We start from the raw sequence: 23,566 nt of genomic DNA on the forward strand, positions 1-23,566 counted from the left end.
TTTCACTACTGTTAATCTAACAACAGTAGCTTCGCATTCATTCGAATTATCTCAAAATCTCTGTCTAACTTTTCTTCGCTAAAGATCTTCATTTCCCACGCTTTCTTCCATACGTCACTTCTTTCCCAAAATTTTTTCACTTCTTCTTTAAACTCTTCAACCGAATAGTCCTTCCATACCTTACCTTCCTCTAAATATGCCTGTAACTCTCTAAATGTTTCTTCGTATAGTTGCTTTAGTTCATCCTGATCATTATTTTTACCCATAACCTTCACCTTCACCTTCTCCTGTCAATAATGTCAATTATTCTATCAAGTTTTAAGATAATCTTATTTAAGCCCCAATTCCGTATCCTTGTTCTTGGAAGATTACGGTTTCTTACTCGCCCTCTTTTAATTCTTGCTTTCTTCATGGGTTTAAATCTCTATTTCTCGTTGGTCTTGCTCGGACTACTATTTTCTCTGCGGAATCGTGAGAGAAGCATCTTTTGCCGTCTTCTTCCCATACATCTGTAATAATTATGGCATAGTCTGCCAACCCCCGAAGTATGACCACATTTCCAGGTGAAAGTTCTTTATCAGTTTCGATCGATGATCCATCTTTTCCATCGAACCAGTATTCAAAAATTTCATCAAAATCGTCATACGTTTTACGGATCGGATGATAAAGTAACATGATACCAACTCCTTTTTGACTTTAATTTCCCATTAATTATTCGATTACTATTTCACCTTTTTATTCAACATCCTGTTGGCCGCATTAATTTGCAGATAATTTAATTTGTATGATAAGGAAATCAACCTACATCAAAACAACCAAACTTTTAATGAATATCCAACCATCAAGCCAATCATAAGAAAGAGAATTTTACCAGATACCTCAATAACAAGATTTTGCATTACGTCTTTTGCTTCTAATTTTGAAATTATCTTTTCCATTCCGTTCTCCCTTTCAATAAATGTGATATCGTTGCTTTGGCAACATAATAAAAAACGCCCAGACAAAAGTGTCTGAGCATTATTCTTCCATTTATTAAATTGTGAGGTTTCTCTCCTGATATCCCCATCATTTTTCACCTATTCAAATATTGTATTTATACAGTTATCATAAATGAACTTCACTTACACGTCAATAAATCATGTTCCTCCATTTTAAATCTAAGTTTTATTGCATTTAACGCCAACCTTCGATTCTTTTCATCCAAATTTCCAAACAAATCAACCACCGTACCACAAGGATAATTGTTGTATAAATTAAATCCCAATTCTACTAATGATTTTGCACTACTGGACAGACATACTTCATCAAAACCTTCAATTCGAATCATTCTTTCCGAGAAGTCATAGAAAAAGTCAAGTTTGTCCATCAATTCACCATTCCCAGCAAAAATGTAAAACATTGCTTGCCTCTCAACATCCATTTGGTGAGTTCCATCTCTCTTAAAAAAATAATCAAACCTTACCTTATGTTCTTGACCTAAAAACATAGAAATCTCCTCCTGCTTTTGTGAATTTCTATGTTATATGCAGAAAAGGCAATAATAATAAATTATGAATCTACTACTTTTATTAAAGAGGGGTAAACCCATCTCTACTATTTTGATAACTATTTATATTTACAACTCTTCCTCTCTCACCCATTAATCCTCGAATGAGATTATTATTATAACTGACCGCTAAGACCTTGTATTTCGATACAAAGGAATTTAAAGAAAACACCCTATGTTTTTTATCTTTTTCATCATATATGACAATTTCATTATAATCATAATCATAGCCTCTTAGTTTCACATTGTTCTGTTTGAATTTCATTGCAACAGACTTTAGTAATACATCCATGGAACGTTCATCCTTAATTACACTACTTCTAACGAATTCAATTACATCTAATTGCACAAATGGCTCCTCTTCAAATAAAACCCATCCAAAGTTTTGTAATAAAACTTGGTGAGAAATATTAAAGTAACAGCCTTCAATTGATTCAATTTCAAAATAATAAGACTTATCTTCATTGTCAGCTCTAATTATCAAAACACGAATCTTTTCTAAATGCTGATTTAATAACGACATTATCTTATTCATAAACATTTTTTCCGCAATACGGTGAGCGGTCTGATATGTAATCATACCGTCATCTTTGATTATATCAAAAGCTGTTTGAATACTTGGATTTCCTGTATTTTGCTTGAACCATCTATAAATTGACTGCGTTACTGCAAAATCATTTCTTTTATTACGATCAACATAGTCCTTAAATATACTAATTTCATTTTCCCTTAGACTAAGTAATTCTCTAAAATTGTTAATGGAATCCTCTGAACCTTTTCCATCCAAAAAATCAAGGTAGTTCTGTTTAAGTACCTTACCAATTTGTCTATATTTATATGAAACTGAATAAGGAATCCAAATTTCATATTTTTCTATTTCATTCAACCAGTTTTCTATTATTCTTTTAATACCTGGAAGTTCAGTATTTAGTATGTTGAGTCTTCTAATTTTCCTTGCTTCTTTTCTTTGGTATTCTGTGTTGCCATCGTTAAACGCATACTCTTTTACACATTCGCTTCCTACATTAATTTCTCTTCTGGTCTGTCTATTGACAATATAATGAATATAGCGATTAGGTGTACCACAAAGAGAGCATTGAATCCACTTTTCTTTATTTTCTCCTAAATCCTTGGGAAGTTGAGCTTTTTCTTTCCACTCAAGAATTGCTTGTTGTAAAACAATTGGAAACATATTTTCCATAAAGTTTTTTTCTTTTGCTTGAAGGGAATCTATGAGGTCTTTTGTAATTCTTTCATTCTGCTTTAATAAACCATAGAACCAGTCATAATCCTGTGTGATTCGACTTAATAAAAGCACTGTATGATCTTTTTTTGTAATTGCTAATTTCATTGATTAACCCCCTCTTTTACGAATGTACGTTCCAATTATATCATTTATCTTAGGCTTCTAAAAATTATATAAAATTTAGTAAATTAAAAAATTGTACTTCACCTTTTCAAGTTACCAATTTGCTCCACGTATAGACTCTTAATACATGTTGAAGAAAGCAATTATGGAAAACACACTGTAAAATTGAAAACGAACATTAAAATTAGCACGCTAATTAGCGTGCTAAACTTTGCTTTGAGTTTTTAGTATTGTGATGAAACATAACCTTCTATATTTGCCTTTACTATGAGAACCATCATTTTTATGTCGTCATTTGTCATTGGTACTCGAACCACCACTTCTGGTTTATTTCCAGTGTATCTCGGCACAATTAGTCCTGTTTCAGTCAGCTCACCTGGGCCTGATTCTGCGGAAATAATCCATGGAACTTTATCACCAGGAGTTATTTTCATTTGTCGAGATAGACTTTTTCCATCAGGTCGCTCCTCCCCTTTTTCTTTTAATACATGTGATGGTCTGCCACCCATATCACTCCAAATTTCCTTACAGTATTTATAATTACCCTTTTGCTGTTCTTCCCTTGCCTTAGTAGATAAGGCATTGATTCTTCCATTTAAAGTGTCATTGGCAAGGAGCAAGAACTTATCAATGTTTACGTAAACAGAAATTTCGTTCTTTATTCGTTCACCCTTATCCTTAGTCACATCATATTCCAAAAAATTTATTTGAACTTTTCCTATTTGAAATGCATTATTTAATACTTCCAAAAACACATTCTTCCCATCAATTCGAATGATTTGATTGGATTCAGGCATTTCATGTCATCTCCTCAAACTATTCATTTGCAATAGTAGTACCACTACTGCAATGTTAGATTGCCCGATTTTCCAACTTATTATCTTTCCAAATTATATGGCTTTTATGTAAATTATTTTTTACCAAACACCTTTATGACAATGTAACAATGTTAGTCTTTGTAGTTGGTGAAAACAAAATTAACCCATGATTTATAAAGTGATTAATCAATCCGAACACTTTTCTGAACTCAAATTTAACTTTGTTGAATTTTATATGAAGCATGGTTTGTTAATATATGTATGTTATTGCTAATCTCCTTATTATATTTATTGATCGATTCAGCAATCAGAAAATAAAAAACCGAAGGATAGTGAACCATCTTAACCTTCGGCTGATACTTTTTTATTTAGTTTAGATTAGGTCAGTAACTTTTTTTTTATCTTGTAAGGGAGCAAACTCTTCCTCAAAGCTCATAAACCAATAATTCGATTCGTCTTGTTTACATACTGCTCGTCTACTTTCCCTTAAACCTGATGGCGTAAAATAATACGCATTTACCCTTTCGATATCATTATCACTGTCATAATAACGATAAATCATCAATGCATTTGACTTTTGGATTGAATTCCTTTTAGAAATTAATTCATTTAAAACGGTTATTCTCTCAACTGATTCGATGTATTGTATCCCGATAACATTATGTGGAACATAGGCTTCCTCCGTTTTCGAAAAGAGCTTTTCAATTGTATCAACATCTTTGTCCCATACATTTTCTCTTTCGAGATGTAACGCAAGATATAGGAAGTTTTCCTTATCTTTTCGTGCATCCCACTTCCACCATGACAAATCCATTGGCCTTGAACGACCCTTAATTCGGTCAAATTTAGAATCCTCAACAAATGCATCAAAACCCAACATTTCCCCCAAATTGGCAAAATAATCAATTTCCCTTTTTGTAAACATTGAGCGGTTATGTAAATGGGTCAAATTCATTCTTCGATAATTTCGAACGTACCCATCAAAAAATTGCATAAGATTAAAATATTGTTTTTCCAACCGAAAGATACCTCACTTTCCCCATAAATGTCTATAAATTTCTCGTTTTTTCATACTGCTTTATTCGGGGAAATTCCCTTCCATTAACAAATAGGTAATACTTTCTTACCGCATTTTGATAAACATTGTGATGTAATCCATCATTCATCACCTCTTGTATTTGAAGCAAGAGGCTATACATTTTCTCGTCATCCTTAACCTCATTATCCAAATTTACTTTTAATTGCCTTTCAACCATTAATGCTTTTGCAACCCTCGAATTAACCGCTTTTACTTTACTTTCAATATCACTATTGCTAATAAGAAACTGTCTAAACTCTACCTCTCTCACTTTCATATCCCCCAATCAGCATTTTCTAAATAGTACCATATAAAAGTGCAGTTGTGATTTAGCATTTTCCCGATCAAACACTGGTGTTTAGCCATTTATGATCAAATAACGGTTGCACAACCAACACCTTGCTCGCAATTTCATTTCCCTTAAAAAGAAATAGACCACTCATTAATGAGCGGCCCGTTTCAGGTGACTTATTTCCCTTTGATGCTGACTTCTTATTGAGAAGAAGTCATTGGAAAGGTAGAGACAGTTAGTGTTACCCGCACCTACTATCACTACTCTTTTATTGTACCATTTTCCTTTACATTGTCATTACACTTTGTAAATGTGAGTAATAGGGGACAACAATTACTCCATTGCTGTCTCCATTGAAGTAATGGCATCTTCTATGCTTGATATCGCATTTTCCATTTCGCTTATTGCATTTTCCATTGCTTCACCTCGTTCTGATACTTGAAGCCCTTCTGGAAAATTATCAAAAGCATCCTGCTCCTCGTCTTTGACACTCTCCAACTCTAAATTGCAATCATTTAGTTTATTTATTATTGATTGCAGTAATTTTCGACGGGTATTGTTCATATTTAATCCCTCTTTCAATATAGAAATTCTGAATAGCATTTCTAAATACGTACTTACATATATAACATCGACAAAAAATTATAGTCTATTTATATATGTCTGCAAGTATTAACAAAATGTCCATATTTGAAGGGGTTTCTTCAAATACTTTTTTGTTTTAGATGAAGTAAATTTATTGTGTGACAAACTCTTCTATCCTAATGTCTTATTAATATACTCCTGCCAATAAGATTCATCTCCATCAATTTCATGAATCCAACAATACATTAACAAAATTTCAAGAAACTGTTTTTTTCCTTTCATAAAAGGCTTATTGGATATTCTTCTAAACAAAGAATTAATATTGAATAAATTGCTCTTTTGCTTGTAATCATACTCATATTTCCGCCAACTCTCCTTGCTCCTAATTCTGTGCTTTACATCCCAAGTTTCCTCATTGTCATAAAAACGGGATACATAATCAGAAGCGAAAGCCAACAAATTTACTTGGTGTTTGTCCCAAGATTTATTCAACCATTCCTTCATCTCTTCTGAAATATATACATTGTCAAAGTCTGACTTAGGGTAACTTTGAATCCGATGTTGGTCTTTAATGAAGTGGAATAACATTTCTGCTTGCTCTTTCAAAAAAGGATTTTTCTTTATGAGTTGAGCATAGCATTCATATGATATACTGCGGAACTCTTGTTCAGTATTGTATAAATAAAACAGGTCATCTTTTTTTAAAAAAGAAACTATAGACCGATTCAGTTGCTTATCATAATTATCAAAAATACTTACTAACCATTCTTGAATCTCAGAATCATAGTTATGGAGCGTCTTTTGGTACTTTTCAAGTCTTTCTTCATTTAACACTGTCTTTTCATCCAACCTTGATTCATCAAGATATTGATTAAAATACTCAAATACATAGTTCACACACGTCTGCATATTTTGCGTTTTTAAATCAATATCAAATTCATTTATTCGATCTTCCTTTTTCCTTTTGGATATGTACTCTTCAAGGGAAACAAGCATATATTGTTCACATCCTATCTACTCTTTTCCTAACCTTTTTATTAATTATACTAAATTCAACCTTTTACCCTTAACCCTAATCGTCTACGTTGTTCAGACATAAAAATCCATGGGTAATTTTCCTCCCCCTCTTTCCCCGCTCCATCCCTTCTCCCGCTTGCCCTCACGCTCCTTTTCCATAATTTGTAATTGAATATAGTTTGCCCAGCGTTTTTCCCCACTTTTGCTCAATCTTGTATCGAATTTGCAATGCCCCAGAGAGAAAAAAGATTGTCCAGAATGGAGAGATAAGGGTTAAGGATTTAAGAGTTAATCAGCCATTCTTTCCCCCTTCTTTTTCAAGCCTATTCAGGCTTCTCTTCAAGCTCCTCCTCCCGCTTTTACTCTTTCATCGCCCCATTTTGTGTATAACTTGTTGATATCTCACATTTTCTCATTCTCTTTTTCCCGCTTCATTTCCGTTATTCACAACTTATCCCCCATTCACCCCAAACCTTCCTATCACACTTTTTTTATCATGCAAAAAAAGAACCGAATGGCGTACCGTCGGTACGCTACTCGATCCTTTAATAAACATTCGTCTTTTCCTTATCCTATATTTTTCCTTGGCTTGGACATTTCAACTATTACTTTACGAATATCATCCAACATTCCTTCAAATTCCCCATCAAAGTCAGTATTGAGGTGAAGCAAGGCATTGTCATATTCTTTGTAAATTTGGAGTATCAATCGGATAATATGCCTTGCTTTTCCATCCACTGCTATTCTTGATCCTAATAAAGCAGTAACGTTAAGCTCTACTTCATCCATGTGAGAGATGGCATACAGATCCTTTACTATGCTTGATTTATCTTGAATTGGTACATGGTGGATAAGTGATTTCCTAATAAAACTAAGAAGGTGAGAGACTCTTTCCACATAAGGATTATAAGCGGGGTGTGTAAACAGTTGTTTAATCTCACTTTCAAGCTGGTTGATATTAGATATTACCTTTTTGAACTTCTTTTGGTTTGATTTTATTGTGGACATTTTCGTGGTCTCCTTTGGGGGTATAGTTTGCGGGTAATCATCAGATGGGAGTGCCAGAGAAGTATTTGATGGCATCCTTTGAGGTGTACGTCGATTGCTTACATTTATATAATACATAGGATAAAAGAGCGGGACAATCCTTTATGTGTTCTATATTGTCGTAGCCCCTATCCCTTGAAATTACAGTATTCGTACCGATGGTACGCTACCCAATCCTTTGTACTTACTAACTCCTATTAATCTTCTTGAAGAATCTTATCTATAATATGCATTTCAAAGATCGTAAGCGGTGCTTCCATTAGCTCTGTTAAATCAAAGCCATCTTTCTGCATCTGTCTTAAACAATCAATACACATCCCTGTATCTCTGCCGACTAATTCTCTAAAATACAAATAAAATTCTACTGCTTTTCCTTTTAAATCCATAGTTCCTGGTGTGTTCATATTAGAGGTCTCCTTTGTATGAGGTATAGTTTGTGGTAAGCGTAAGACGGGAGTGCTTGAAGGGAAGGATTAGCACACCTTTGAGGAAGTTCATCTACCGCTTATGTATTCATTTTATAACGGAGAGTAATGCAGGACAATGGCTTGGATGTTGGAGTTTGTTCTACCCCTTCAAGCCTTGATACCACTGGAAAAGACCATAGGTCTTTATAGTAAGAGCGAGAGAGAATGGCCGAGAATAACCGATTAAAGGATCGTTAAAATGCCAGAAAAGAAGGCCTGGCAAGGAAGTGAGAAGATAAGAACATAGGAAAAAGTTTGAATAAATGTTTGAAGAAAGGGAGCGGAACAGAGTAGAGGCAAGGGTTAAAGGTATGAGATGAAGGAGCGGGAAAAAATGCCCAAAAAAAAGCACGAAGAAATGGAGCCAAAATTTTAGCTTTATCTGCTGTTCATGATTCGTTTGTTCAAATAAAAAAGAACCGAGACGTACCAACGGTACATTCCCGATTCTGATTTGGTTACAGTTGAGAATAAACTTACATACATAATTGACCCTGTACCCCTCAGTCTTGACCAGACTTTTTTCTTTAAGCCTATGATTTTTTCATTAAGCCTAAAGAAAATTGGGTGGGAACAGTGCAACTTTTTTATAAACGGTATAACTTTATTTTAAACGGTACATCTTTTTTACAAACGGTACAACTTTATTTCAAACCTACAAAGTGTTAAATTAGAATAAAGTTTGCAGAAACGAGTAAATACGTCCATCCCTTGCCATATATAGCCTCAAAGGCATTACCCAACTTATTTCATGAGAATAAAGTTTGCACAAAGATTTGCTCGTTTTAAGTCAGAAATGAAATCAATAAATAATAAAGATAAGAATAAAGTTTGCTTAAACATAGAGGAGAGATCACCAAACAAAGAGAGTAACCTAAACCTCATGAAGGCACCTTACGGTGACACCTGAACCAAAACCGATTCTTGACTTCTGATTGTTATAGGGTAATGCAGTTCTTTACTACCCTTGGAATACGGTATAATTGCCATGTTAATTAGTTATCAAGGGTGGGCATTAAATGATTTACACAATTGTATTGTTTATATTTGCTGGATTTGCAGAGATTGGTGGAGGTTATCTTATCTGGCTATGGTTAAGAGAAGGTAAGCCATTTTATTGGGGTGCTTTCGGAGGACTAGCCTTAGCGTTATATGGTATTATTGCCACATTTCAAACATTCCCATTATTCGGCAGAGTATATGCTGCCTATGGAGGAGTATTTATTGTTCTTTCTGTATTGTGGGGATGGGGGATTGATAAAAGAACACCTGATTTATACGATTGGATAGGTGCTGGTATATGTTTAGTGGGTGTTTCAGTAATGTTATTTGCACCTCGCCAATAAAGTAAAAAGACAAGAATACATTGAAGGGAAATCAACTAACGAAGGTGTATCCCGAACCGTGTAGGTGTGAGTTTGAAAGAAGGTCTTACGATGTCCACTATCCTCCTAAATCCCTTTTCCCTCTTACTCTTTTTCATTTTTCTAAAATGGAACTAATTTTTAATAAGTAGAGTTATGTATTTGGGAGACAGGCTTTTCTGTTTATTTTCACCTTTATCAAATAAAATAGAACCGAGAAGAGGTATCGTAGATACATTTCCCCGATTCGTTAGACTAATACATCAGCCTAATACATAGTTGGCTCCCTCTTCCCCTGCCTTGGACAGTTACTTAATGTATAAGAGAGTTGTAAACTTGCAGATACAGATAATCCATTAGTATACCTTACGGTTTCCCTTGTACCACCACAATTCACCTACTTACCACATGACCTATGCCTAATCATTTATTTATATATTTATTTATTTTTTATGGGCGAGTGCTTCTTTATGAAGCATGTTATACACTTCTGGACGTGGGCTTCCCTTGATTGAGTTGGTTTGAATGCTCTTCAGAGAAAAAGGGGGACGTCCCTTGTGTTGTACTTATGCAGGGATTATCCTCCCCGTAAGGGTAAGCCTGATCCTCTCAGGGAACCTCGTTAAGACTCAGTTTTATATAAAAAAGCCCTGTAATTATATCCATACTCTGGATACACTCAGGGGGCTCTGTATAAACTTTTTTCTTTATAAACAGATTTTTTCCCATACTTCAAACTTCAGTTTGGTTTGACACCCACATATAATGAACACATTTTAAAAGCAATACCACAATCAACATGCATCCTTATCCATTATTTTCACCTTTGGCTGTGAAAGTAATTCTCAAACCTTCTCCAAATAAAAAAACCGAGAAAAGATATCCTAGATACGTTCCCGATTCGATAGTCTATATATCAGACTCATACATAGACTGGCTCCCACTTCCCTTTTTTGAAAAATCATTTTCAGATTGTAAGTGGGGGATAAGTGAGACTGACACTTTATTAACAGAAGTTACATAGGAGACAATAAGAAACCTTACGGTTCACCAATACCACCCAGTTCCCTTGTGATATCCCCGTATAGACTTGGCTGTCATACAGTGGTATCCCATGCTCTGGACAAACAAGAACCCCCGATACCTGATGACTCCTCTTACATGACCAATCCCTTATTATTTATATATATTTATTTCATAGGAGAAACCACTTGAAGCATTTTACACGTTACAGGGTGTGGGCATTCGTTCATTGAATTAGTTTCGGGTCTGTATACCTTTAGAGAGACATAGGGACATTCCTTTCACCCTACTTACTCAAGGGTTACTCTTCCCGTAAGGGAATTCCCTACAGATACCTCATTATGGCCATAAATCCACATAAAAAACCCCGTTTATACATCCATATACTGGATACACTCACGGGGCTTTATGCAAACTTTATTCTTCTTATGCAGACTTTTTTCTTATTCTGCAAACTTTATTTTGTTTTAACATAGTTACAAAAACGGTTAGGTAATTTAAAAGAAATTAATCTACTAAAATTGTTTAATTCACCGTTTTCTTGAAGCAGGAAATTCTTTTAATCGAAAAACTCCATATGTGTTTTTTCTTGCTTATAGTAATCCAATCTATCTTGTAAAGTACCTGTATGGAACTCAAATTTATGACCGTCTGGGTCAGTAAAGTAAATAGATTTTTTATCTCTGACATCTCTCGGACGACCTGATAAGATGTTTATGTTCAATTCCTTTAGTCTATCGTACATTTTATCAAACTCAGTGTCTTCAATTGAAAATGCTATATGTGTGTATGATTGGTTTATTTCATTACGAGGTATATCTTTTTCAACATTCAGAGCCAGCCACATTCCATTCAAATCAAAATATGCGGTGCTTCTACCTTTAACTAACAATTTAGCATCAAAAACATTTTTGTAAAACTCGATAGAATTATCTAAGTTAGAAACTGAAAATAAAAAATGATTAAGCCCTTTTATCGACACTGTATCACCTCAACTTTTTTAAGAAATAAGGGAATCCCTATTGTTGAAGATTAGCCCCCGTTAATTAAATAAAACAATTTACTGTGAGTTTGATTTAGTAACAGTCCCTTGATGAAAAAACATTTGCCATCTACCATCTATATATTTCCAAATTGAACTTCGCAAAGTGTCCTGCTTTCGTGTTTCATCTCTTACTCGGTATGTAGTTAACACAGCCTCCGAGGATAAAGGATGAATTTCAAAATCATGAAGTGACAATTCTCGTACTCCTACTCCACCCTCACCAACACAATCTTTTTTGTATATAACAATACCTGAACTTCCAAATTCAAAAAAATTATCTGCCAACAATCTATATAGTTCCTCACTTGATGTACGAATTTCAGGATTTAAATGACTTTCCTCCAGTTCTTTCAAATGACTTTTAAGGTTTGGTTCATTTATCATTTTATAGTAGCCACCTTTCCCTGCAAAATAGAATTAAAGTTAATAATTCACTATAAGTAGTCAATTAACCTTCTTGAAGTAAACTGCTCCAATAGCACAAGAAGCGACTGCCTTGTTCTGCAATCACCCCTGTTGAATAAAAGCACTGGTTTGCCTTCCTTTAACTTAATAACTATTTTTTCCCTTGGTGCATTAAGTTCAATTGAAAGAAAATTCCACTTAATAAAGCAACTATCATTCCTAACATTACAGCATAACCTGTAAATACTTCATTCCCATACAAAACACTACAAATAACTATTCCACCAACTCCACCAACAACCATTAGTAATAACCAAGCAAATAAAAATGCCATTTTATCCCCCCGTACATATATTTATATGTTTTATTTTTATCATTTTAATTAAAGTATCTGCTTCGATAGCACAAGAAAGTTTATGACTATTCTTCTTTCGCTTTTTGCAATACTTTTTTTATAAAAGGGGCTTTATTCTCTGTATAAGCAACTCTGTCAAAGCGATAATTTCTTGCCAAATCAATTTTTAGTTGGTGGTATTCTCTCATAACATCAGGATTATTTCTTAAATAATCTCTAAACAAAATTTGATTGTTCCAATGCTCCCCTTCAAACTGATAAAAATGTAAATGATGTGTACCTGCTCTCCATTTTCCCTTCCTAAAGAAGCGTCTTTCTGGAAACTCTTTATGGTAGACAAATTCATATCCTATTTGTTTTAAAGGCTCGATAAATTCGTTAACTACCTCCAAATCATTTACTCCAATAGCAATATCTAAAATCGGTTTAGCCACTAACCCTTCAATAGAGGTACTTCCTATGTGTTCAATAGATATAACCTTTTCAGATAGTATTTCCTTTAGTTTAAATTTTTCATTTTCATATTGTTTCGACCAATTTGGGTGCCACTCTTCAATTGTTATTTCCTTATCCATACTCCCCCCTAACTTCAATAAAAAAGTTTTTATTGAACAGGCCTACTTCTTTAACATAGGAGTGACTGTAGTGTTCTGCAATCTTCACCCGTAGTTCAACATCACTATTTAATATTCATTATTTTTGTAATATGTATCTGGCTCCAGATGTTCTAATTAATTTGGATACTCCTTCAGGATGATAAGGCATTAATCTATCTGCCTCCTCCAAATCTACCCATTCAACTTTAAGAATATTTTCCTCTGTTGGAATTTCTTCAGGTGATTTCAGAACTTGACCCTGAAAGGTAATAAAATACACATGATTTTCATTAATAAATGCTTCATTAACTGCAATAATATCGCTAACTGTAACATCATAACCTGTTTCTTCTTTAACTTCTCTAATGGCTGCTTCTTTTAGAGTTTCTTTTACTTCAACTGCTCCTCCCGGCAAGGACCAAGTTTTATTCCTATTTAGTACCATTAAAACCTTATTAGTATTCTCATCAAATAAAAGTGTATATGCTACATCAACACGCTTCAAATTTCATACCTCTTTTCTCCAAAGAATTATTTTATTTTTTCTTGTTAAACTTTCCTGCCATTAGCGAAAGAAGCGACTGCTCTTGTTCTGCAATCGCCACCATTAGTTGAATATCGAAGTTTATATTTGATGAATGATTAACTTACTCCAAGTCGCCTTCCAATCCTTTTTTAAAATACGCTGATTGTAAATAGATGCAAGGTCTTTGTTTTCCAAAAAATATGGAGTCGGTTTAACTACCAAATTGACAACATCACTAATCCCATAAGGAGCCGTTAAAATAACTTTATCCCTTTCATCTAACTTTACTCCTAATGCTGTTGCTGTTTCTGGAAATTTTGAAATAGCATCAACAGAAGAAAAGTATGGTTCAACATTATTCCTGAGGTGCATTCTGGCTTCATTCTTAACCGACCAAGGTATGGTTGGTAAAAGAGATTTGAGTTTTTCTTCCAACTTCTTTTCTTCAAATTCATTAAGTTTTGTTGTATCAAAGTAGATCACATCAATATCTGGAATCGGTGTCCTTACACTAAATCCATGTAAAGCATCCCAAACTTTTGACCTAACAAAACCTGCACAAATCCACCAATCTAGTAAGTTTAATGATTTGGCAGTTTTCAATATTTCCATCATCCATTCATCTTCTTCTATAAGAGTAATGATTTCCTCCTCATTAAACACAACAATAAAACTCCTTTTTAGAATAGGTAAGAATAAAATTATTCTTTTTTCAGTTTGGATTCTTCTTTAAGGAATGCACCCGTTAACTCAATAAGTTTTTTCTTTCATATACATGAAAATAGTAGTTATACGGATTTTTATCATTCTTTATCCCTTTTTGGGCAAATACCTCATTCCATTCCTCATAATTCACTTCTGGAAAAAAAGTATCTCCTTCGAATTCATGATGTATTTTTGTGATGTACATTTTCTCAACATAAGGGAAAAACAAATTATAAATCTGTTCTCCTCCGAAAATAAAAATTTCTTCTTCGTTTTTACATAACTCAAAAACATCTTCTATTGAATGAACAATTTCACAACCATTAAAGGTAAACCCCTTATCTCTCGTCAGAATAATATTTCTTCTGTCAGGTAAGGCTCTTCCGATTGATTCAAGGTTCTTCCTACCTAATATTATCGGATGTCCCTTTGTAGTATTTTTAACATATTCCCAGTCCTTGGGAATCCTCCAAGGAATGTCATTCTCTTTGCCAATCACTCTATTCTTATCCATCGCAGCAATCAAAGAAACTTTCATTTATAACACAGCCTTTTTAACTAATTTACCATCTAATTTCTTATTTCTATCAAAAAACCTTTTCTCATTATCCTGCCCGTTAGTAAAAAATCGTTCCTCCCTTATTACTGAAACACTACCTGTTAGTTACATAAGACCTCCATCTTCTAATCCAGTTAAATATGCATTTTTAAATAGTTCATAAAAATAGGAATCCTCACCAAAATAATCTCTGAATCCGTTTAATACTTCTTCTTGGAGTTCTTTGTCAGATTTCCATATAGGCATTGCCCCTAAATCATCTTCAAACTGTCTTTCAATTAGATCAAGAGTATCATCTGAAAAAAAATTCCTATTTTCATCTATCCACGTTAACCATTCAGTTATTATTTCTTTCTCTTGTTTTCGAATAGAAGATTTGCCCTTGTGAATAACTTCCTCTATGTCAGATAGTATAAGCGAAACAAATAACTCGATGGTAAATTCACTAAAATCTCTAATATTCATTAAGATTAACTTCCTCCAGTTCTATCCTTGTTTAAATGCATCCATTAGCGAAATAACAAATCAACGTTTAAGGCAAAAAAATAAGCATTATCCAGTATGACCACAGTTTGAGATAAAAAAGCCCCGTGGCCATAACCATATGCTAGTTACACCCACAAGACTTATGTTACCTTTATTCTTCTTATGTAGACTTTTTCATTCTGCTAACTTTTCTTTCTTTTTGACACAGTCTTTCTCTAATGTTCCTATTAGCGGGAGTTATTTTAGACGTAAGCATTTGAATCAACCTCAATTTTAGGTTCAAAGTGTTTAAGGAGTTTCATTATATTCCTCTGAAGACACTTATCAACTTTCCCCTCCTTTATCACTTGTTTGTATGCTTTAATTTTTTCAATATCATTAAAACAATCTTTGTTTAAATCATAAAAGTCAGTAGGAGTTCTTTCTGTTATTGTACAATATCCTTTATTTAAATAAAGATTTACAACCACTATATTGAATTTTCTTTCAATAAAATACCTCATAATATCTTCATCCAAAAGTGTTAATATGTCATGAATGATTACACTTTTAATACCTTCCGATTCCAATTCGTTTAAATACTTTCGTAAAGTATGTTTGTGATTACTATACTCAAACTTACTTTTAACAAAAATCCCTTTCATCAACGCAGCATTACACTTTATCGCATATTCGTAATCCAACATTTCCTTGTTATCGCTAGGTTGAATATGCATAAAATATCCAGCATTCTTTAATTCCATATTACCGACCTCCTTCGGAAAAGACTACATATTTCTTTAACACTTCAATTCCTTGTTCAAAATCCTCATCTGTTCTAAGGGGAGATGGTAATTCTCTTATTATTTTTTCTGCTATTCTCTGAAACTGAAATTCTACACATAAATTCATAACCCGTTCATTATTTACAATAAATTCAACCATTTTATTTTCATTCGGGATATAATCCAAATAGATTTTACCATCGTAATTAATATTAAATTTTTCCATTAAGAGATCGCCTCCTTTAAGTATGTTAATGCTTGTTTTCTTAAATTCTAAAACGTTTATATCCTTTATAATCTGAATCTGCATTATCATAATAGTTCTTTATTTCCTTTTCTAAATCACTAAAATGATACTTCAGGCTCACATAGGTCGGAATTCCAACAAGTAGACCTAATATGGTTATCAATGCTTCTTCTTCAATATTCATTAGAGTGTTAACTACAAGCATGATGGATAAACATGATAAAAACACAAACCACCTTGTCATTTTTTTGTTTACTTCCCCATGTAGTTTTATTTTTCCAGATAAAACCCCTGCAGCCATTCCTCCAACGTATAAGAGCCATGTTTCCTGTGTCATTTCAATTTCACTGACAAACAGTATAAATGGGTAAGTTATCGTTGTTATGATCATCATTGTAACGATCTTTCCAATTAATAAGACAAACTTAGTGGCTTTTTCCTTTTTAAAACGTGGAGTTTTCAATCTTTCACCTCCCGTTTTTCATTTGCTCTTGTCCAGCGATCTACACTACTGGATACTGAGGATACGATTAACAGAATGAGAAATGTTGTAACAAGATTGGGTTTACTATTTACTATGTAGACTGATGCTAACCCTAATACTGGACCCATAATGATTGAGGATAATGCCATTCCTTTATAGTTCATTTCGGTTATTGTTTTTCGAAGCCAATTCATTTTGTTACCTCCTTCTCTTGCCCATTCATTTAATAAAAACAACTACATTGTTATTTGTGAAAGTATAGCGTGAATTTATTCACCTTCAAGGAATTGAGGACTAGTATTCAAAATAATAGATATCATACGACTTCCAATAAATCCGTCTGTAACACATTCAAAAAATGCGCCAGAATCCACTCCAGTATCATTAATCTTCCCAATGTTCTTCTGTTGGGCATATCGACTTATCATAAAAATTCAATGCCATCTTAAGGCTACCCCAACTTTACCTATGATTAATTCTCATCGCCATCAAGTTCAGTTCTAAGCGAATAATAGTCATCCATATTCTCAATTGTTACATACTCATTAATTAAAGTAAGAACTTCTTCATAACTATTCAAGTTATCATGTTTTAACCGATAATTTAGTTCCTCTAACTTATTAAATTCCTCAATATGTTCAAGAATTGCTTCCGCCTTCCACATAATGTGGTACACATTTCCCTCTGGACCAGACCAATCGATCTTCATTACTGCTTTACTGTATTTAGTTCTCATAGTGTCATCTCCCTTCTTATAAATTGGCAAATAAGTTTTTCAACTTTAAAAGTTAGGCTTAGGAGTGTAACCTGTTACCTGATGCTCAAGTATACGTATTTCTTTAACAATTTGGTGCTCAATGTTTGCTAGAAAATCTTGTTGTTGTTCAGACATTTCAGGCCAAAATCTTTCATATAAGGAGCGAATGATATCCAACTCCTCTTCTAAGTCTTGTAATCTCATATACTTTGTATTAATCATCCCTTCCACCCCCTTTAAATTTAACGAAGATCTTTTGAAACCTTCGTTATAACTCATCACGAGTAAGGAAATCAAATAGATCTTTAATTTCATCTTTGTTTGACTTTTGAAGACTAACCCTTTGAGTAGGAATTCTACAATCCTTTTCACTTATAACTTCGATATCTTCTTTACGATAGATTCTTTCTTTTTTTATCTCACCGTTAAAAACTCTAGTTACTCTTACGTTACCTCGTTCATCATAATCAATTACCTTTACCATTTTATCTCCTCCTTAATTTTGCTCTTTCTGCTGATCGGTACGAAATACTTAAGCAGTATTTATCTTTAAGATTTAGAATTAGGGCATGATAGTCATACTTCATATCAATTTGGCAAATGCATGGTCCTATCCGCCCCTACTGGACTATAACCTTATTTGATACTTTGTCTGTATTTTCTACTTGTTGGCTTCCAACTTACCCTTCTTGCCCATCCATTTTCATAGGCTAAATCTAACCTATCTTCAATTGTTTCTATTACGTTATTCCAAGTTTCATCATCAATCTCACTATAATCCCATTTCCATGCTCCAAAAACCTTAAATAATGGCTCTTTTCCACTAGTAATACCTGTTCCTTTTAAGACCTCTTCAAGAACCAGATTTGGTCTTGGAGCCAGTGGATCGCAGTCAATTAGAATAAATTTGTCCGGTTCTTTTGTTGTTTCTAACTCCGTCACAATTTGAGCATTTCCTTCTGATATCAATTTTTCAAGTGGATTCATTTTTTACTCTCCTTTGTTTCTTATTTTTATTTTTCTAACAAACTAGATATTTTTTATATCGAACTAACTTTTGCCTCTGCTGTTAATAACTCTGCTTTAAACAAATTTTCTACCGCCAGTGGAATTTTTGTTGTAGTCGCTTCTTCTAACCAGATTTTTTTTAGAAGTTTTGGTTTCATAAGATAATCCCCCTGAATGACTCTAAAGGTGACATCTTTACTTATAAATAAATCTAGAATATTAGAGTTTGCAACATGTACAGGAGATATTATTAATACAGTTGACTTCTTTTTCAGTCTAGAAAAATACTTATCATTCATACTTTTATCCTCAAAATTTGAAATTGCGCAACCATTAACAATCTTAAGGTTGTTGTTCTCAGCAAATATATCCACCATCATGGTGTATTCAAAAAATTCCTCAGTAGAATTCCTTGTTCTCCCTAGAATTGTCTCCGGTAATAATGTGAAAAATGTTACGTTTTTCATAAAGTATCATCTCCTTGAATAGTTTTTTTGTTTTTTTGTTTTTATGTTCACTTATCACTAAATCAAACACTGTATTCCTTCAATAACGAACTTAATAGGCAGAAACGTTAATACCAGTAGTAGATTCGAATTCATCTACTAAATCATTCGACATCCTTGCAACTCTTTCATAATTGATTAAGGCCTTTCTATAGTCAGAACCTAAGTTTTCCCATTTAACTTTACTGATTCTGGCTACATTATGTAGATCTGACCTCAATTGGTTGTTAGTAATTTCCTCAATCCTATATTTTGTCTTGCTACGATTAACTTCAATCAAAATGAAATGAAACCCCTCTTCGATAAACAGATTGATTATGTCCTTATTAAAAATTGAACGATCCTGTACAGCAATTGTGTCGATGTCCTGCTTTCTTAATAAACTGATAAAATACTGGGCAACTAGTGGATTACTCTTATAAGAATGGTAATTTGCAACACTTATCCCTTTAACATTCTCTAATAACACCTCTAGTACGCGACTTTTCATTTCTAAGTCTATGCTGTCATCTCTTTCAGCACTTAAGTGAACCATATAACCAACTTTATTAACTGCATTATTCTTCATATGAAACTCCTCCTAGATATCAGTAATTTGAATTAAATAGAATGGACTAAGCACTTCACTCAAAATTTTGACTTATAGGTCTTCCTCAATTCATAATATTCCGTCTTTTATCGCTAGATTAATACTTCAATCGCATTTTACTCTCTATTGATTGCTCCAATTTTATTCAATTGTTTTAGTCTAAAAATGCTAAGTTGGGAAAATATGGAAAATTCGCATAAAAAAATCTCCTCCTTTTTATCACATAATAGAAAGAACAAAAATATACAAATATACTCAAGGTTGCGCATGTCAAACACATCCTTATTAGGCGTGTAAATGCACAGAGATTATGAGCCCAGATCAATACAGTGAACTAAACTCATCATCTTATTTACTTAGGGTATATTCTGTATATTTTTTGTTCCCTTCCCTTTTAGTGATAAAAAGAAAGAGATATATATATAATCAAAAACTATTAAAATTAAATTCAAAATAAAATTAAATAATGTATATTACGTTTATTATAATATCACGGAATATTTTGCCTGTAAAGCACTATTTTGATATTTTTTTAAAATTTTTCTCTAGTACGATAATATCTTCAATCAATTAATTCAGAAACTACTAAATAATTCCGTGTTCCATATTATACCTTTCACAAGTCTCTTTAAACTTTTTGTAGTATTCAATGTCTATATGGCTATCATTACTATGTAGCATTATCCGATCTACATGGCCCCTATTAATATTTGATAATAGCAATTCTAAGATACTTAAATCAGCCATTAAACATATTATTCCTTGATTATTTTTTAACCCAACTTCTATTGGTAACCCCCACACATTCTCATACTCCTGATTTAAATGAATTTCAAAATATCCAAACACCTAAATACCTCTCTCTTATACTAACCTCATGTACTCATACAGGTTAAAAAAATGAAATAATGTGTACCCAAGTGCTAATGATAATGGAATACTCAGTAAAAAGATCCTTTCCTGCAATTTTTCTGTTTTCTCTTTTCCTTTTGTTACTACTAATGGTACATACTTCCCACAAAGAATCATCAGAAACCATACTAGGCCAACAACGCAAAAGTAACTAGAAATATAATCTAAATAGAACATCATTATCCTCCCCTGACTTTATAGGGATATTTTAACGTGTATAAAACATAAATTCCGCAAAATGATTACAGTAGATGGTAACTACTTCCCTATGGCTGCTGCAAGTCAAAGAAGTATTATGCAAAATGAGAAAGGGCTAATTATTTTGATAACAGTTGAAAAGCCAAACAGTTGTACGGACCGTTTGGCTTTTGTGGTAAGGAAAAGGTTCCTAGGCTACCCTTTCCCTGCAGTATATTCTATATATTCGATGTATTATATATAAATCATACTACGTTTAAAGAAATTAGTAAATTCCCCAAATTCCGTTGAATTAGGTTATTTCCCCTTAAAATCAGTCAAAATAATTAAATGTCTACAAATATCTATTTTCTTCTCCAACCAGATTTTTTTCATTTATTTCAGTCATAGTAAACCCTTCTGTAGCATTTTTTTCATTTTTCTTATCTGAAAAAAATCATTTTTTTCGCCTACAGTGCTTTTTAGATTCTCAGTTAACTACTATTACTAATCATTATAATGATTATAATAGTAACAATCATAAAAACTATTAATTTTCATTATAATGATTAAATGTTTCTTCCCAGTGTACTAGGCAATATAAAACACGTATTAAATATTCCTTGGCTGCTTCTTCAGATTCAAACCTTCCACCATGAATTAGTTCAAACGTCTCATCTTCAAATATTTCTGCAAAAACCGAATAATATAATACTCCGTCTTTTTCCTGAAAAATTGCAATACGGTATGTATGACCTTGAACTCGTAAATCTTTTTTCAATATATATTCTTCCATAACAAATCCCCTCCTTTCTATGTGTAGTTATAGAAAAGAGGGGGACGTCCCTTGTAAAATATTAATAGTCTTAATAAATACCAATATAAAATTTATTTAGATACTGCTTGGACACTATTTTTATCTACTTCAATTATAGTTCCTTTTTCTTTATTTATTGTTAGGAGTTTTCCATCAATATTATATTCTAAATTAGTTCTTAAATTGGGGTCTTCTTCTCTTAACAGTTCTAAACACTTTAAAGTTGATACAAGTTGACCTTTACAAACTTCTATGAAATTCTCAGTAGACATCCCATTTATTGAATAGATTTTAGAGTGTTCTACCCCTGTGTAGTAACCTGTTAATTCCTGCATTAGATTATTTGAAAAATATTGCGCACATTCAGCATTGATTTCTTTCCAAGTGTCCAATTTAGTATGAGCAACTATATGGCCTTTAGAAGTCCTATCGATTGTGGCTCCCCCACTAGTGATATAGTGTCTAAGTTTCTCTTTTAGATTAATCTGTTTACCATTAAGTAAGTAATATTGAGAAATTACATAAATAAATGAATTCATATAGATTTCGCTGTTAATTAAATATATCAAATTCTTCTTTATGGTTTCTTCACGTTTCTTTTTCTCGTTAACTTCATTAATTGTATGTTCAATTGTCTTATTTGAAGTTCTTGAAAGACTTCCTGTTAAAACTACATATATTACAGTGACTATAACCAGCGTTAAATTTATTAACACTGATAGTGCACCAGTATTATTGTTCAGAAATTCAAATAGACTCACAATACTATTCATGCTAATTTGACTTCCTCCTCTTAAATTAGATTTCATAGGCTTTCTTTTATAGTATGATATACGTTTAAATCTACTATAAGGTTCAATTCTTTGGAATACTAAACATTAAAAAATAGGGAAAGCGATCTCCCTATTTGGTCAATTGAATATTGAGTTATTAAAACTCTGTTTTCTTCAAAGCATTCTGAAGTTCTTTTATTGATGGTGTAACATAAATACGGGTAGTGTCCATTGATGAGTGTCCTGCCAATTCTGCAATACTTTGGAGTCCTACGCCACTATTTGCAAGTTGTTTACAAAAAGTGTGTCTAAGAGAATGGGGAGTAATCTCTATTCCAAGTTGATTGCTATACTTTTTCAGAATATGCTGTGCTGCTCTGGTACTTAATTGACTGCTTTTGCTACTAATCAGTATATAATCAGAATCTTTTTCCCTTTTATCTAGCCAATATTGAATATGTGATTTTGTTTTATCCGTAAAAGGTACAACTCTGTGCTTACCTTTACCAGTTACATTTGCTATATTATTACGAAAAGAAATTGAAGATTTTGTTAGAGAACATGCCTCCTCAATTCTTAAGCCTAAATTTACTAGAAGAATGATAAGCGTTTCATGCAATAGACCTTTTTGAAAATTTTGGTGTTTTGTTATTTCCACAGCATGTAATAACCTGCCTACTTCTTGTCTTGTTAACCAACGAATGGTATTCTGTTTTTGAACCTTTTTAATTGAAATCTCTTCACCTAAGTTAACCGGTGAGAAATTAGATTCAAATAAATAATTAGACCACTTCTTTATTGCTACTAATCGCCGATTAACAGTTGTAGCAGATAAAGATGAATTGACTTTAATTTCACGCTCAAAATCTTTAATGTCAGTTTTCGTGATAGCCTCAACAGTAATTGGATTAGAGGTTATGCTAGACAACCAATTCTCAAAGAAACGTAAATCTTGTTCATAACTTTTAATGGTATTTGCACTTCTATTCTGCTCGATCAAATAGTTTTTAAATCCTTCGAGCGCTTGAGAAAAAGTAACTGAAATGATTTCCAAAGGAAGCCCCTCCTACACTATGTTATACGACAAAAATTGAATAATGATTATTTATGTTATGCGACGAAAAGATATAGCCCAATCCATAGGTTCTGTCGCATAAGACATATTATCTGACAAAACTTATTTGGTCGTATTATAGCGCGTTTTAAACCCTTTGCCAGCACTTATTACATCTCCATATCTAATATATGG

The 23,566-nt window shown here is 33.0% G+C and carries 36 protein-coding genes; 1 reads left to right on the top strand and 35 read right to left on the bottom strand.

Annotation, left to right across the window (positions count from 1 at the left end):
• Positions 1–11: 11 nt before the first annotated feature.
• The 12 genes from BQ5321_RS22785 to BQ5321_RS22835 form a co-directional block, all read right to left on the bottom strand.
• The gene (locus BQ5321_RS22785) at positions 12–275 is read right to left on the bottom strand and encodes a hypothetical protein (protein WP_071396624.1); all 264 of its coding nucleotides are present in this window, start codon (positions 273–275) and stop codon (positions 12–14) included.
• Between the two features lie 133 nt (positions 276–408).
• On the bottom strand, positions 409–675 hold the full coding sequence (locus BQ5321_RS22790) for a hypothetical protein (protein ID WP_071396625.1): 267 nt from the start codon (positions 673–675) through the stop codon (positions 409–411).
• 131 nt (positions 676–806) lie between these two features.
• The gene (locus BQ5321_RS24905) at positions 807–938 is read right to left on the bottom strand and encodes a hypothetical protein (protein ID WP_261798750.1); all 132 of its coding nucleotides are present in this window, start codon (positions 936–938) and stop codon (positions 807–809) included.
• A 179-nt stretch (positions 939–1,117) separates the two neighbouring features.
• A complete protein-coding gene (locus tag BQ5321_RS22795) occupies positions 1,118–1,486 on the bottom strand; it encodes a DUF6075 family protein (protein ID WP_071396626.1) in 369 nt (122 codons plus the stop codon).
• Positions 1,487–1,568: 82 nt separating this feature from the next.
• A complete protein-coding gene (locus tag BQ5321_RS22800; RefSeq protein WP_071396627.1) occupies positions 1,569–2,897 on the bottom strand; it encodes a hypothetical protein in 1,329 nt (442 codons plus the stop codon).
• Between the two features lie 242 nt (positions 2,898–3,139).
• Entirely contained in the window at positions 3,140–3,670 is a 531-nt protein-coding gene (locus BQ5321_RS22805) for a hypothetical protein (protein ID WP_234978488.1), read from the bottom strand.
• A 436-nt stretch (positions 3,671–4,106) separates the two neighbouring features.
• Complete coding sequence (locus BQ5321_RS22810) at positions 4,107–4,751, bottom strand: hypothetical protein (RefSeq protein ID WP_071396629.1); 645 nt, start codon at positions 4,749–4,751, stop codon at positions 4,107–4,109.
• 31 nt (positions 4,752–4,782) lie between these two features.
• The gene (locus tag BQ5321_RS22815) at positions 4,783–5,082 is read right to left on the bottom strand and encodes a hypothetical protein (RefSeq protein WP_234978444.1); all 300 of its coding nucleotides are present in this window, start codon (positions 5,080–5,082) and stop codon (positions 4,783–4,785) included.
• A gap of 354 nt (positions 5,083–5,436) precedes the next feature.
• Positions 5,437–5,667 (bottom strand): hypothetical protein, encoded by a 231-nt coding sequence (locus tag BQ5321_RS22820; RefSeq protein WP_071396631.1) that lies wholly within the window; start codon positions 5,665–5,667, stop codon positions 5,437–5,439.
• A 192-nt stretch (positions 5,668–5,859) separates the two neighbouring features.
• A complete protein-coding gene (locus tag BQ5321_RS22825) occupies positions 5,860–6,684 on the bottom strand; it encodes a hypothetical protein (RefSeq protein WP_071396632.1) in 825 nt (274 codons plus the stop codon).
• A 588-nt stretch (positions 6,685–7,272) separates the two neighbouring features.
• The gene (locus BQ5321_RS22830) at positions 7,273–7,713 is read right to left on the bottom strand and encodes a hypothetical protein (protein WP_071396591.1); all 441 of its coding nucleotides are present in this window, start codon (positions 7,711–7,713) and stop codon (positions 7,273–7,275) included.
• A gap of 236 nt (positions 7,714–7,949) precedes the next feature.
• Complete coding sequence (locus tag BQ5321_RS22835) at positions 7,950–8,156, bottom strand: hypothetical protein (RefSeq protein WP_071396592.1); 207 nt, start codon at positions 8,154–8,156, stop codon at positions 7,950–7,952.
• Positions 8,157–9,238: 1,082 nt separating this feature from the next.
• Between BQ5321_RS22835 and BQ5321_RS22840 the strand changes: the two genes are divergently transcribed.
• Positions 9,239–9,565, top strand: coding sequence for a YnfA family protein (locus tag BQ5321_RS22840; protein WP_071396633.1), 327 nt, complete (start codon positions 9,239–9,241; stop codon positions 9,563–9,565).
• Positions 9,566–11,165: 1,600 nt separating this feature from the next.
• Here the strand turns inward: BQ5321_RS22840 and fosM are convergent.
• The 23 genes from fosM to BQ5321_RS22955 form a co-directional block, all read right to left on the bottom strand.
• Positions 11,166–11,588, bottom strand: coding sequence for a FosM family fosfomycin resistance protein (fosM, locus tag BQ5321_RS22845; protein ID WP_071396634.1), 423 nt, complete (start codon positions 11,586–11,588; stop codon positions 11,166–11,168).
• A 78-nt stretch (positions 11,589–11,666) separates the two neighbouring features.
• Entirely contained in the window at positions 11,667–12,035 is a 369-nt protein-coding gene (locus BQ5321_RS22850) for a nuclear transport factor 2 family protein (RefSeq protein ID WP_071396635.1), read from the bottom strand.
• Positions 12,036–12,207: 172 nt separating this feature from the next.
• Positions 12,208–12,390 carry a hypothetical protein gene (locus BQ5321_RS22855; RefSeq protein ID WP_071396636.1) on the bottom strand — a complete coding sequence of 61 codons (183 nt, stop codon included), beginning with the start codon at positions 12,388–12,390 and terminating at the stop codon, positions 12,208–12,210.
• An 86-nt stretch (positions 12,391–12,476) separates the two neighbouring features.
• Positions 12,477–12,986 carry a GrpB family protein gene (locus BQ5321_RS22860; protein WP_071396637.1) on the bottom strand — a complete coding sequence of 170 codons (510 nt, stop codon included), beginning with the start codon at positions 12,984–12,986 and terminating at the stop codon, positions 12,477–12,479.
• Positions 12,987–13,104: 118 nt separating this feature from the next.
• Positions 13,105–13,512, bottom strand: a complete 408-nt coding sequence (locus tag BQ5321_RS22865; protein WP_071396638.1) for an NUDIX hydrolase — start codon at positions 13,510–13,512, stop codon at positions 13,105–13,107.
• Positions 13,513–13,632: 120 nt separating this feature from the next.
• On the bottom strand, positions 13,633–14,202 hold the full coding sequence (locus BQ5321_RS22870) for a nucleotidyltransferase family protein (protein WP_071396639.1): 570 nt from the start codon (positions 14,200–14,202) through the stop codon (positions 13,633–13,635).
• Positions 14,203–14,278: 76 nt separating this feature from the next.
• Positions 14,279–14,776 carry a trimethoprim-resistant dihydrofolate reductase DfrG gene (gene dfrG / locus BQ5321_RS22875; RefSeq protein WP_000868795.1) on the bottom strand — a complete coding sequence of 166 codons (498 nt, stop codon included), beginning with the start codon at positions 14,774–14,776 and terminating at the stop codon, positions 14,279–14,281.
• Positions 14,777–14,902: 126 nt separating this feature from the next.
• Positions 14,903–15,262 carry a hypothetical protein gene (locus tag BQ5321_RS22880; protein WP_071396640.1) on the bottom strand — a complete coding sequence of 120 codons (360 nt, stop codon included), beginning with the start codon at positions 15,260–15,262 and terminating at the stop codon, positions 14,903–14,905.
• A 263-nt stretch (positions 15,263–15,525) separates the two neighbouring features.
• Positions 15,526–16,026 (bottom strand): hypothetical protein, encoded by a 501-nt coding sequence (locus BQ5321_RS22885; RefSeq protein WP_071396641.1) that lies wholly within the window; start codon positions 16,024–16,026, stop codon positions 15,526–15,528.
• 1 nt (position 16,027) lies between these two features.
• On the bottom strand, positions 16,028–16,273 hold the full coding sequence (locus BQ5321_RS22890) for a hypothetical protein (RefSeq protein ID WP_071396642.1): 246 nt from the start codon (positions 16,271–16,273) through the stop codon (positions 16,028–16,030).
• Positions 16,274–16,313: 40 nt separating this feature from the next.
• Entirely contained in the window at positions 16,314–16,757 is a 444-nt protein-coding gene (locus BQ5321_RS22895) for a hypothetical protein (protein WP_071396643.1), read from the bottom strand.
• Positions 16,754–16,972, bottom strand: a complete 219-nt coding sequence (locus BQ5321_RS22900) for a hypothetical protein (protein WP_071396644.1) — start codon at positions 16,970–16,972, stop codon at positions 16,754–16,756. Before BQ5321_RS22900 ends, BQ5321_RS22895 begins: the two co-directional genes overlap by 4 nt.
• A gap of 278 nt (positions 16,973–17,250) precedes the next feature.
• The gene (locus BQ5321_RS22905; RefSeq protein ID WP_071396645.1) at positions 17,251–17,514 is read right to left on the bottom strand and encodes a hypothetical protein; all 264 of its coding nucleotides are present in this window, start codon (positions 17,512–17,514) and stop codon (positions 17,251–17,253) included.
• Between the two features lie 45 nt (positions 17,515–17,559).
• Positions 17,560–17,757 (bottom strand): hypothetical protein, encoded by a 198-nt coding sequence (locus BQ5321_RS22910; protein WP_071396646.1) that lies wholly within the window; start codon positions 17,755–17,757, stop codon positions 17,560–17,562.
• A gap of 46 nt (positions 17,758–17,803) precedes the next feature.
• Positions 17,804–18,019, bottom strand: a complete 216-nt coding sequence (locus BQ5321_RS22915; protein WP_071396647.1) for a hypothetical protein — start codon at positions 18,017–18,019, stop codon at positions 17,804–17,806.
• A 152-nt stretch (positions 18,020–18,171) separates the two neighbouring features.
• Positions 18,172–18,522, bottom strand: a complete 351-nt coding sequence (locus BQ5321_RS22920) for a hypothetical protein (RefSeq protein WP_071396648.1) — start codon at positions 18,520–18,522, stop codon at positions 18,172–18,174.
• A 53-nt stretch (positions 18,523–18,575) separates the two neighbouring features.
• The gene (locus BQ5321_RS22925; RefSeq protein WP_071396649.1) at positions 18,576–19,010 is read right to left on the bottom strand and encodes a hypothetical protein; all 435 of its coding nucleotides are present in this window, start codon (positions 19,008–19,010) and stop codon (positions 18,576–18,578) included.
• A 91-nt stretch (positions 19,011–19,101) separates the two neighbouring features.
• Entirely contained in the window at positions 19,102–19,617 is a 516-nt protein-coding gene (locus tag BQ5321_RS22930; protein ID WP_071396650.1) for a hypothetical protein, read from the bottom strand.
• A gap of 606 nt (positions 19,618–20,223) precedes the next feature.
• Positions 20,224–20,487: a hypothetical protein gene (locus tag BQ5321_RS22935; protein WP_071396651.1), complete on the bottom strand. Its 264-nt coding sequence runs from the start codon at positions 20,485–20,487 to the stop codon at positions 20,224–20,226.
• 15 nt (positions 20,488–20,502) lie between these two features.
• The gene (locus tag BQ5321_RS22940) at positions 20,503–20,730 is read right to left on the bottom strand and encodes a hypothetical protein (protein ID WP_139187867.1); all 228 of its coding nucleotides are present in this window, start codon (positions 20,728–20,730) and stop codon (positions 20,503–20,505) included.
• Positions 20,731–21,277: 547 nt separating this feature from the next.
• A complete protein-coding gene (locus BQ5321_RS22945; protein WP_071396653.1) occupies positions 21,278–21,523 on the bottom strand; it encodes a hypothetical protein in 246 nt (81 codons plus the stop codon).
• A gap of 92 nt (positions 21,524–21,615) precedes the next feature.
• The gene (locus BQ5321_RS22950; RefSeq protein WP_071396654.1) at positions 21,616–22,317 is read right to left on the bottom strand and encodes a hypothetical protein; all 702 of its coding nucleotides are present in this window, start codon (positions 22,315–22,317) and stop codon (positions 21,616–21,618) included.
• A 157-nt stretch (positions 22,318–22,474) separates the two neighbouring features.
• On the bottom strand, positions 22,475–23,371 hold the full coding sequence (locus BQ5321_RS22955; RefSeq protein ID WP_071396655.1) for a tyrosine-type recombinase/integrase: 897 nt from the start codon (positions 23,369–23,371) through the stop codon (positions 22,475–22,477).
• Positions 23,372–23,566 lie beyond the last annotated feature (195 nt).

It is taken from the genome of Bacillus tuaregi, assembly GCF_900104575.1.
Taxonomy (GTDB): domain Bacteria; phylum Bacillota; class Bacilli; order Bacillales; family Cytobacillaceae; genus Bacillus_BD; species Bacillus_BD tuaregi.

Coding starts and splice junctions, on each gene's coding strand:
- BQ5321_RS22945 (WP_071396653.1), bottom strand. CDS start 21,523: ATGGAAGAATATATATTGAAAAAAGATTTACGAGTTCAAGGTCATACA.
- BQ5321_RS22940 (WP_139187867.1), bottom strand. CDS start 20,730: ATGATGTTCTATTTAGATTATATTTCTAGTTACTTTTGCGTTGTTGGC.
- BQ5321_RS22840 (WP_071396633.1), top strand. CDS start 9,239: ATGATTTACACAATTGTATTGTTTATATTTGCTGGATTTGCAGAGATT.
- BQ5321_RS22885 (WP_071396641.1), bottom strand. CDS start 16,026: ATGGAATTAAAGAATGCTGGATATTTTATGCATATTCAACCTAGCGAT.
- BQ5321_RS24905 (WP_261798750.1), bottom strand. CDS start 938: ATGGAAAAGATAATTTCAAAATTAGAAGCAAAAGACGTAATGCAAAAT.
- dfrG (WP_000868795.1), bottom strand. CDS start 14,776: ATGAAAGTTTCTTTGATTGCTGCGATGGATAAGAATAGAGTGATTGGC.
- BQ5321_RS22820 (WP_071396631.1), bottom strand. CDS start 5,667: ATGAACAATACCCGTCGAAAATTACTGCAATCAATAATAAATAAACTA.
- BQ5321_RS22835 (WP_071396592.1), bottom strand. CDS start 8,156: ATGAACACACCAGGAACTATGGATTTAAAAGGAAAAGCAGTAGAATTT.
- BQ5321_RS22915 (WP_071396647.1), bottom strand. CDS start 18,019: ATGGTAAAGGTAATTGATTATGATGAACGAGGTAACGTAAGAGTAACT.
- BQ5321_RS22920 (WP_071396648.1), bottom strand. CDS start 18,522: ATGAATCCACTTGAAAAATTGATATCAGAAGGAAATGCTCAAATTGTG.
- BQ5321_RS22790 (WP_071396625.1), bottom strand. CDS start 675: ATGTTACTTTATCATCCGATCCGTAAAACGTATGACGATTTTGATGAA.
- BQ5321_RS22905 (WP_071396645.1), bottom strand. CDS start 17,514: ATGAGAACTAAATACAGTAAAGCAGTAATGAAGATCGATTGGTCTGGT.
- BQ5321_RS22890 (WP_071396642.1), bottom strand. CDS start 16,273: ATGGAAAAATTTAATATTAATTACGATGGTAAAATCTATTTGGATTAT.
- BQ5321_RS22830 (WP_071396591.1), bottom strand. CDS start 7,713: ATGTCCACAATAAAATCAAACCAAAAGAAGTTCAAAAAGGTAATATCT.
- BQ5321_RS22860 (WP_071396637.1), bottom strand. CDS start 12,986: ATGGATAAGGAAATAACAATTGAAGAGTGGCACCCAAATTGGTCGAAA.
- BQ5321_RS22925 (WP_071396649.1), bottom strand. CDS start 19,010: ATGAAAAACGTAACATTTTTCACATTATTACCGGAGACAATTCTAGGG.
- BQ5321_RS22930 (WP_071396650.1), bottom strand. CDS start 19,617: ATGAAGAATAATGCAGTTAATAAAGTTGGTTATATGGTTCACTTAAGT.
- BQ5321_RS22850 (WP_071396635.1), bottom strand. CDS start 12,035: ATGATAAATGAACCAAACCTTAAAAGTCATTTGAAAGAACTGGAGGAA.
- BQ5321_RS22880 (WP_071396640.1), bottom strand. CDS start 15,262: ATGAATATTAGAGATTTTAGTGAATTTACCATCGAGTTATTTGTTTCG.
- BQ5321_RS22800 (WP_071396627.1), bottom strand. CDS start 2,897: ATGAAATTAGCAATTACAAAAAAAGATCATACAGTGCTTTTATTAAGT.
- BQ5321_RS22795 (WP_071396626.1), bottom strand. CDS start 1,486: ATGTTTTTAGGTCAAGAACATAAGGTAAGGTTTGATTATTTTTTTAAG.
- BQ5321_RS22825 (WP_071396632.1), bottom strand. CDS start 6,684: ATGCTTGTTTCCCTTGAAGAGTACATATCCAAAAGGAAAAAGGAAGAT.
- BQ5321_RS22910 (WP_071396646.1), bottom strand. CDS start 17,757: ATGATTAATACAAAGTATATGAGATTACAAGACTTAGAAGAGGAGTTG.
- BQ5321_RS22950 (WP_071396654.1), bottom strand. CDS start 22,317: ATGAATAGTATTGTGAGTCTATTTGAATTTCTGAACAATAATACTGGT.
- BQ5321_RS22900 (WP_071396644.1), bottom strand. CDS start 16,972: ATGAATTGGCTTCGAAAAACAATAACCGAAATGAACTATAAAGGAATG.
- BQ5321_RS22855 (WP_071396636.1), bottom strand. CDS start 12,390: ATGGCATTTTTATTTGCTTGGTTATTACTAATGGTTGTTGGTGGAGTT.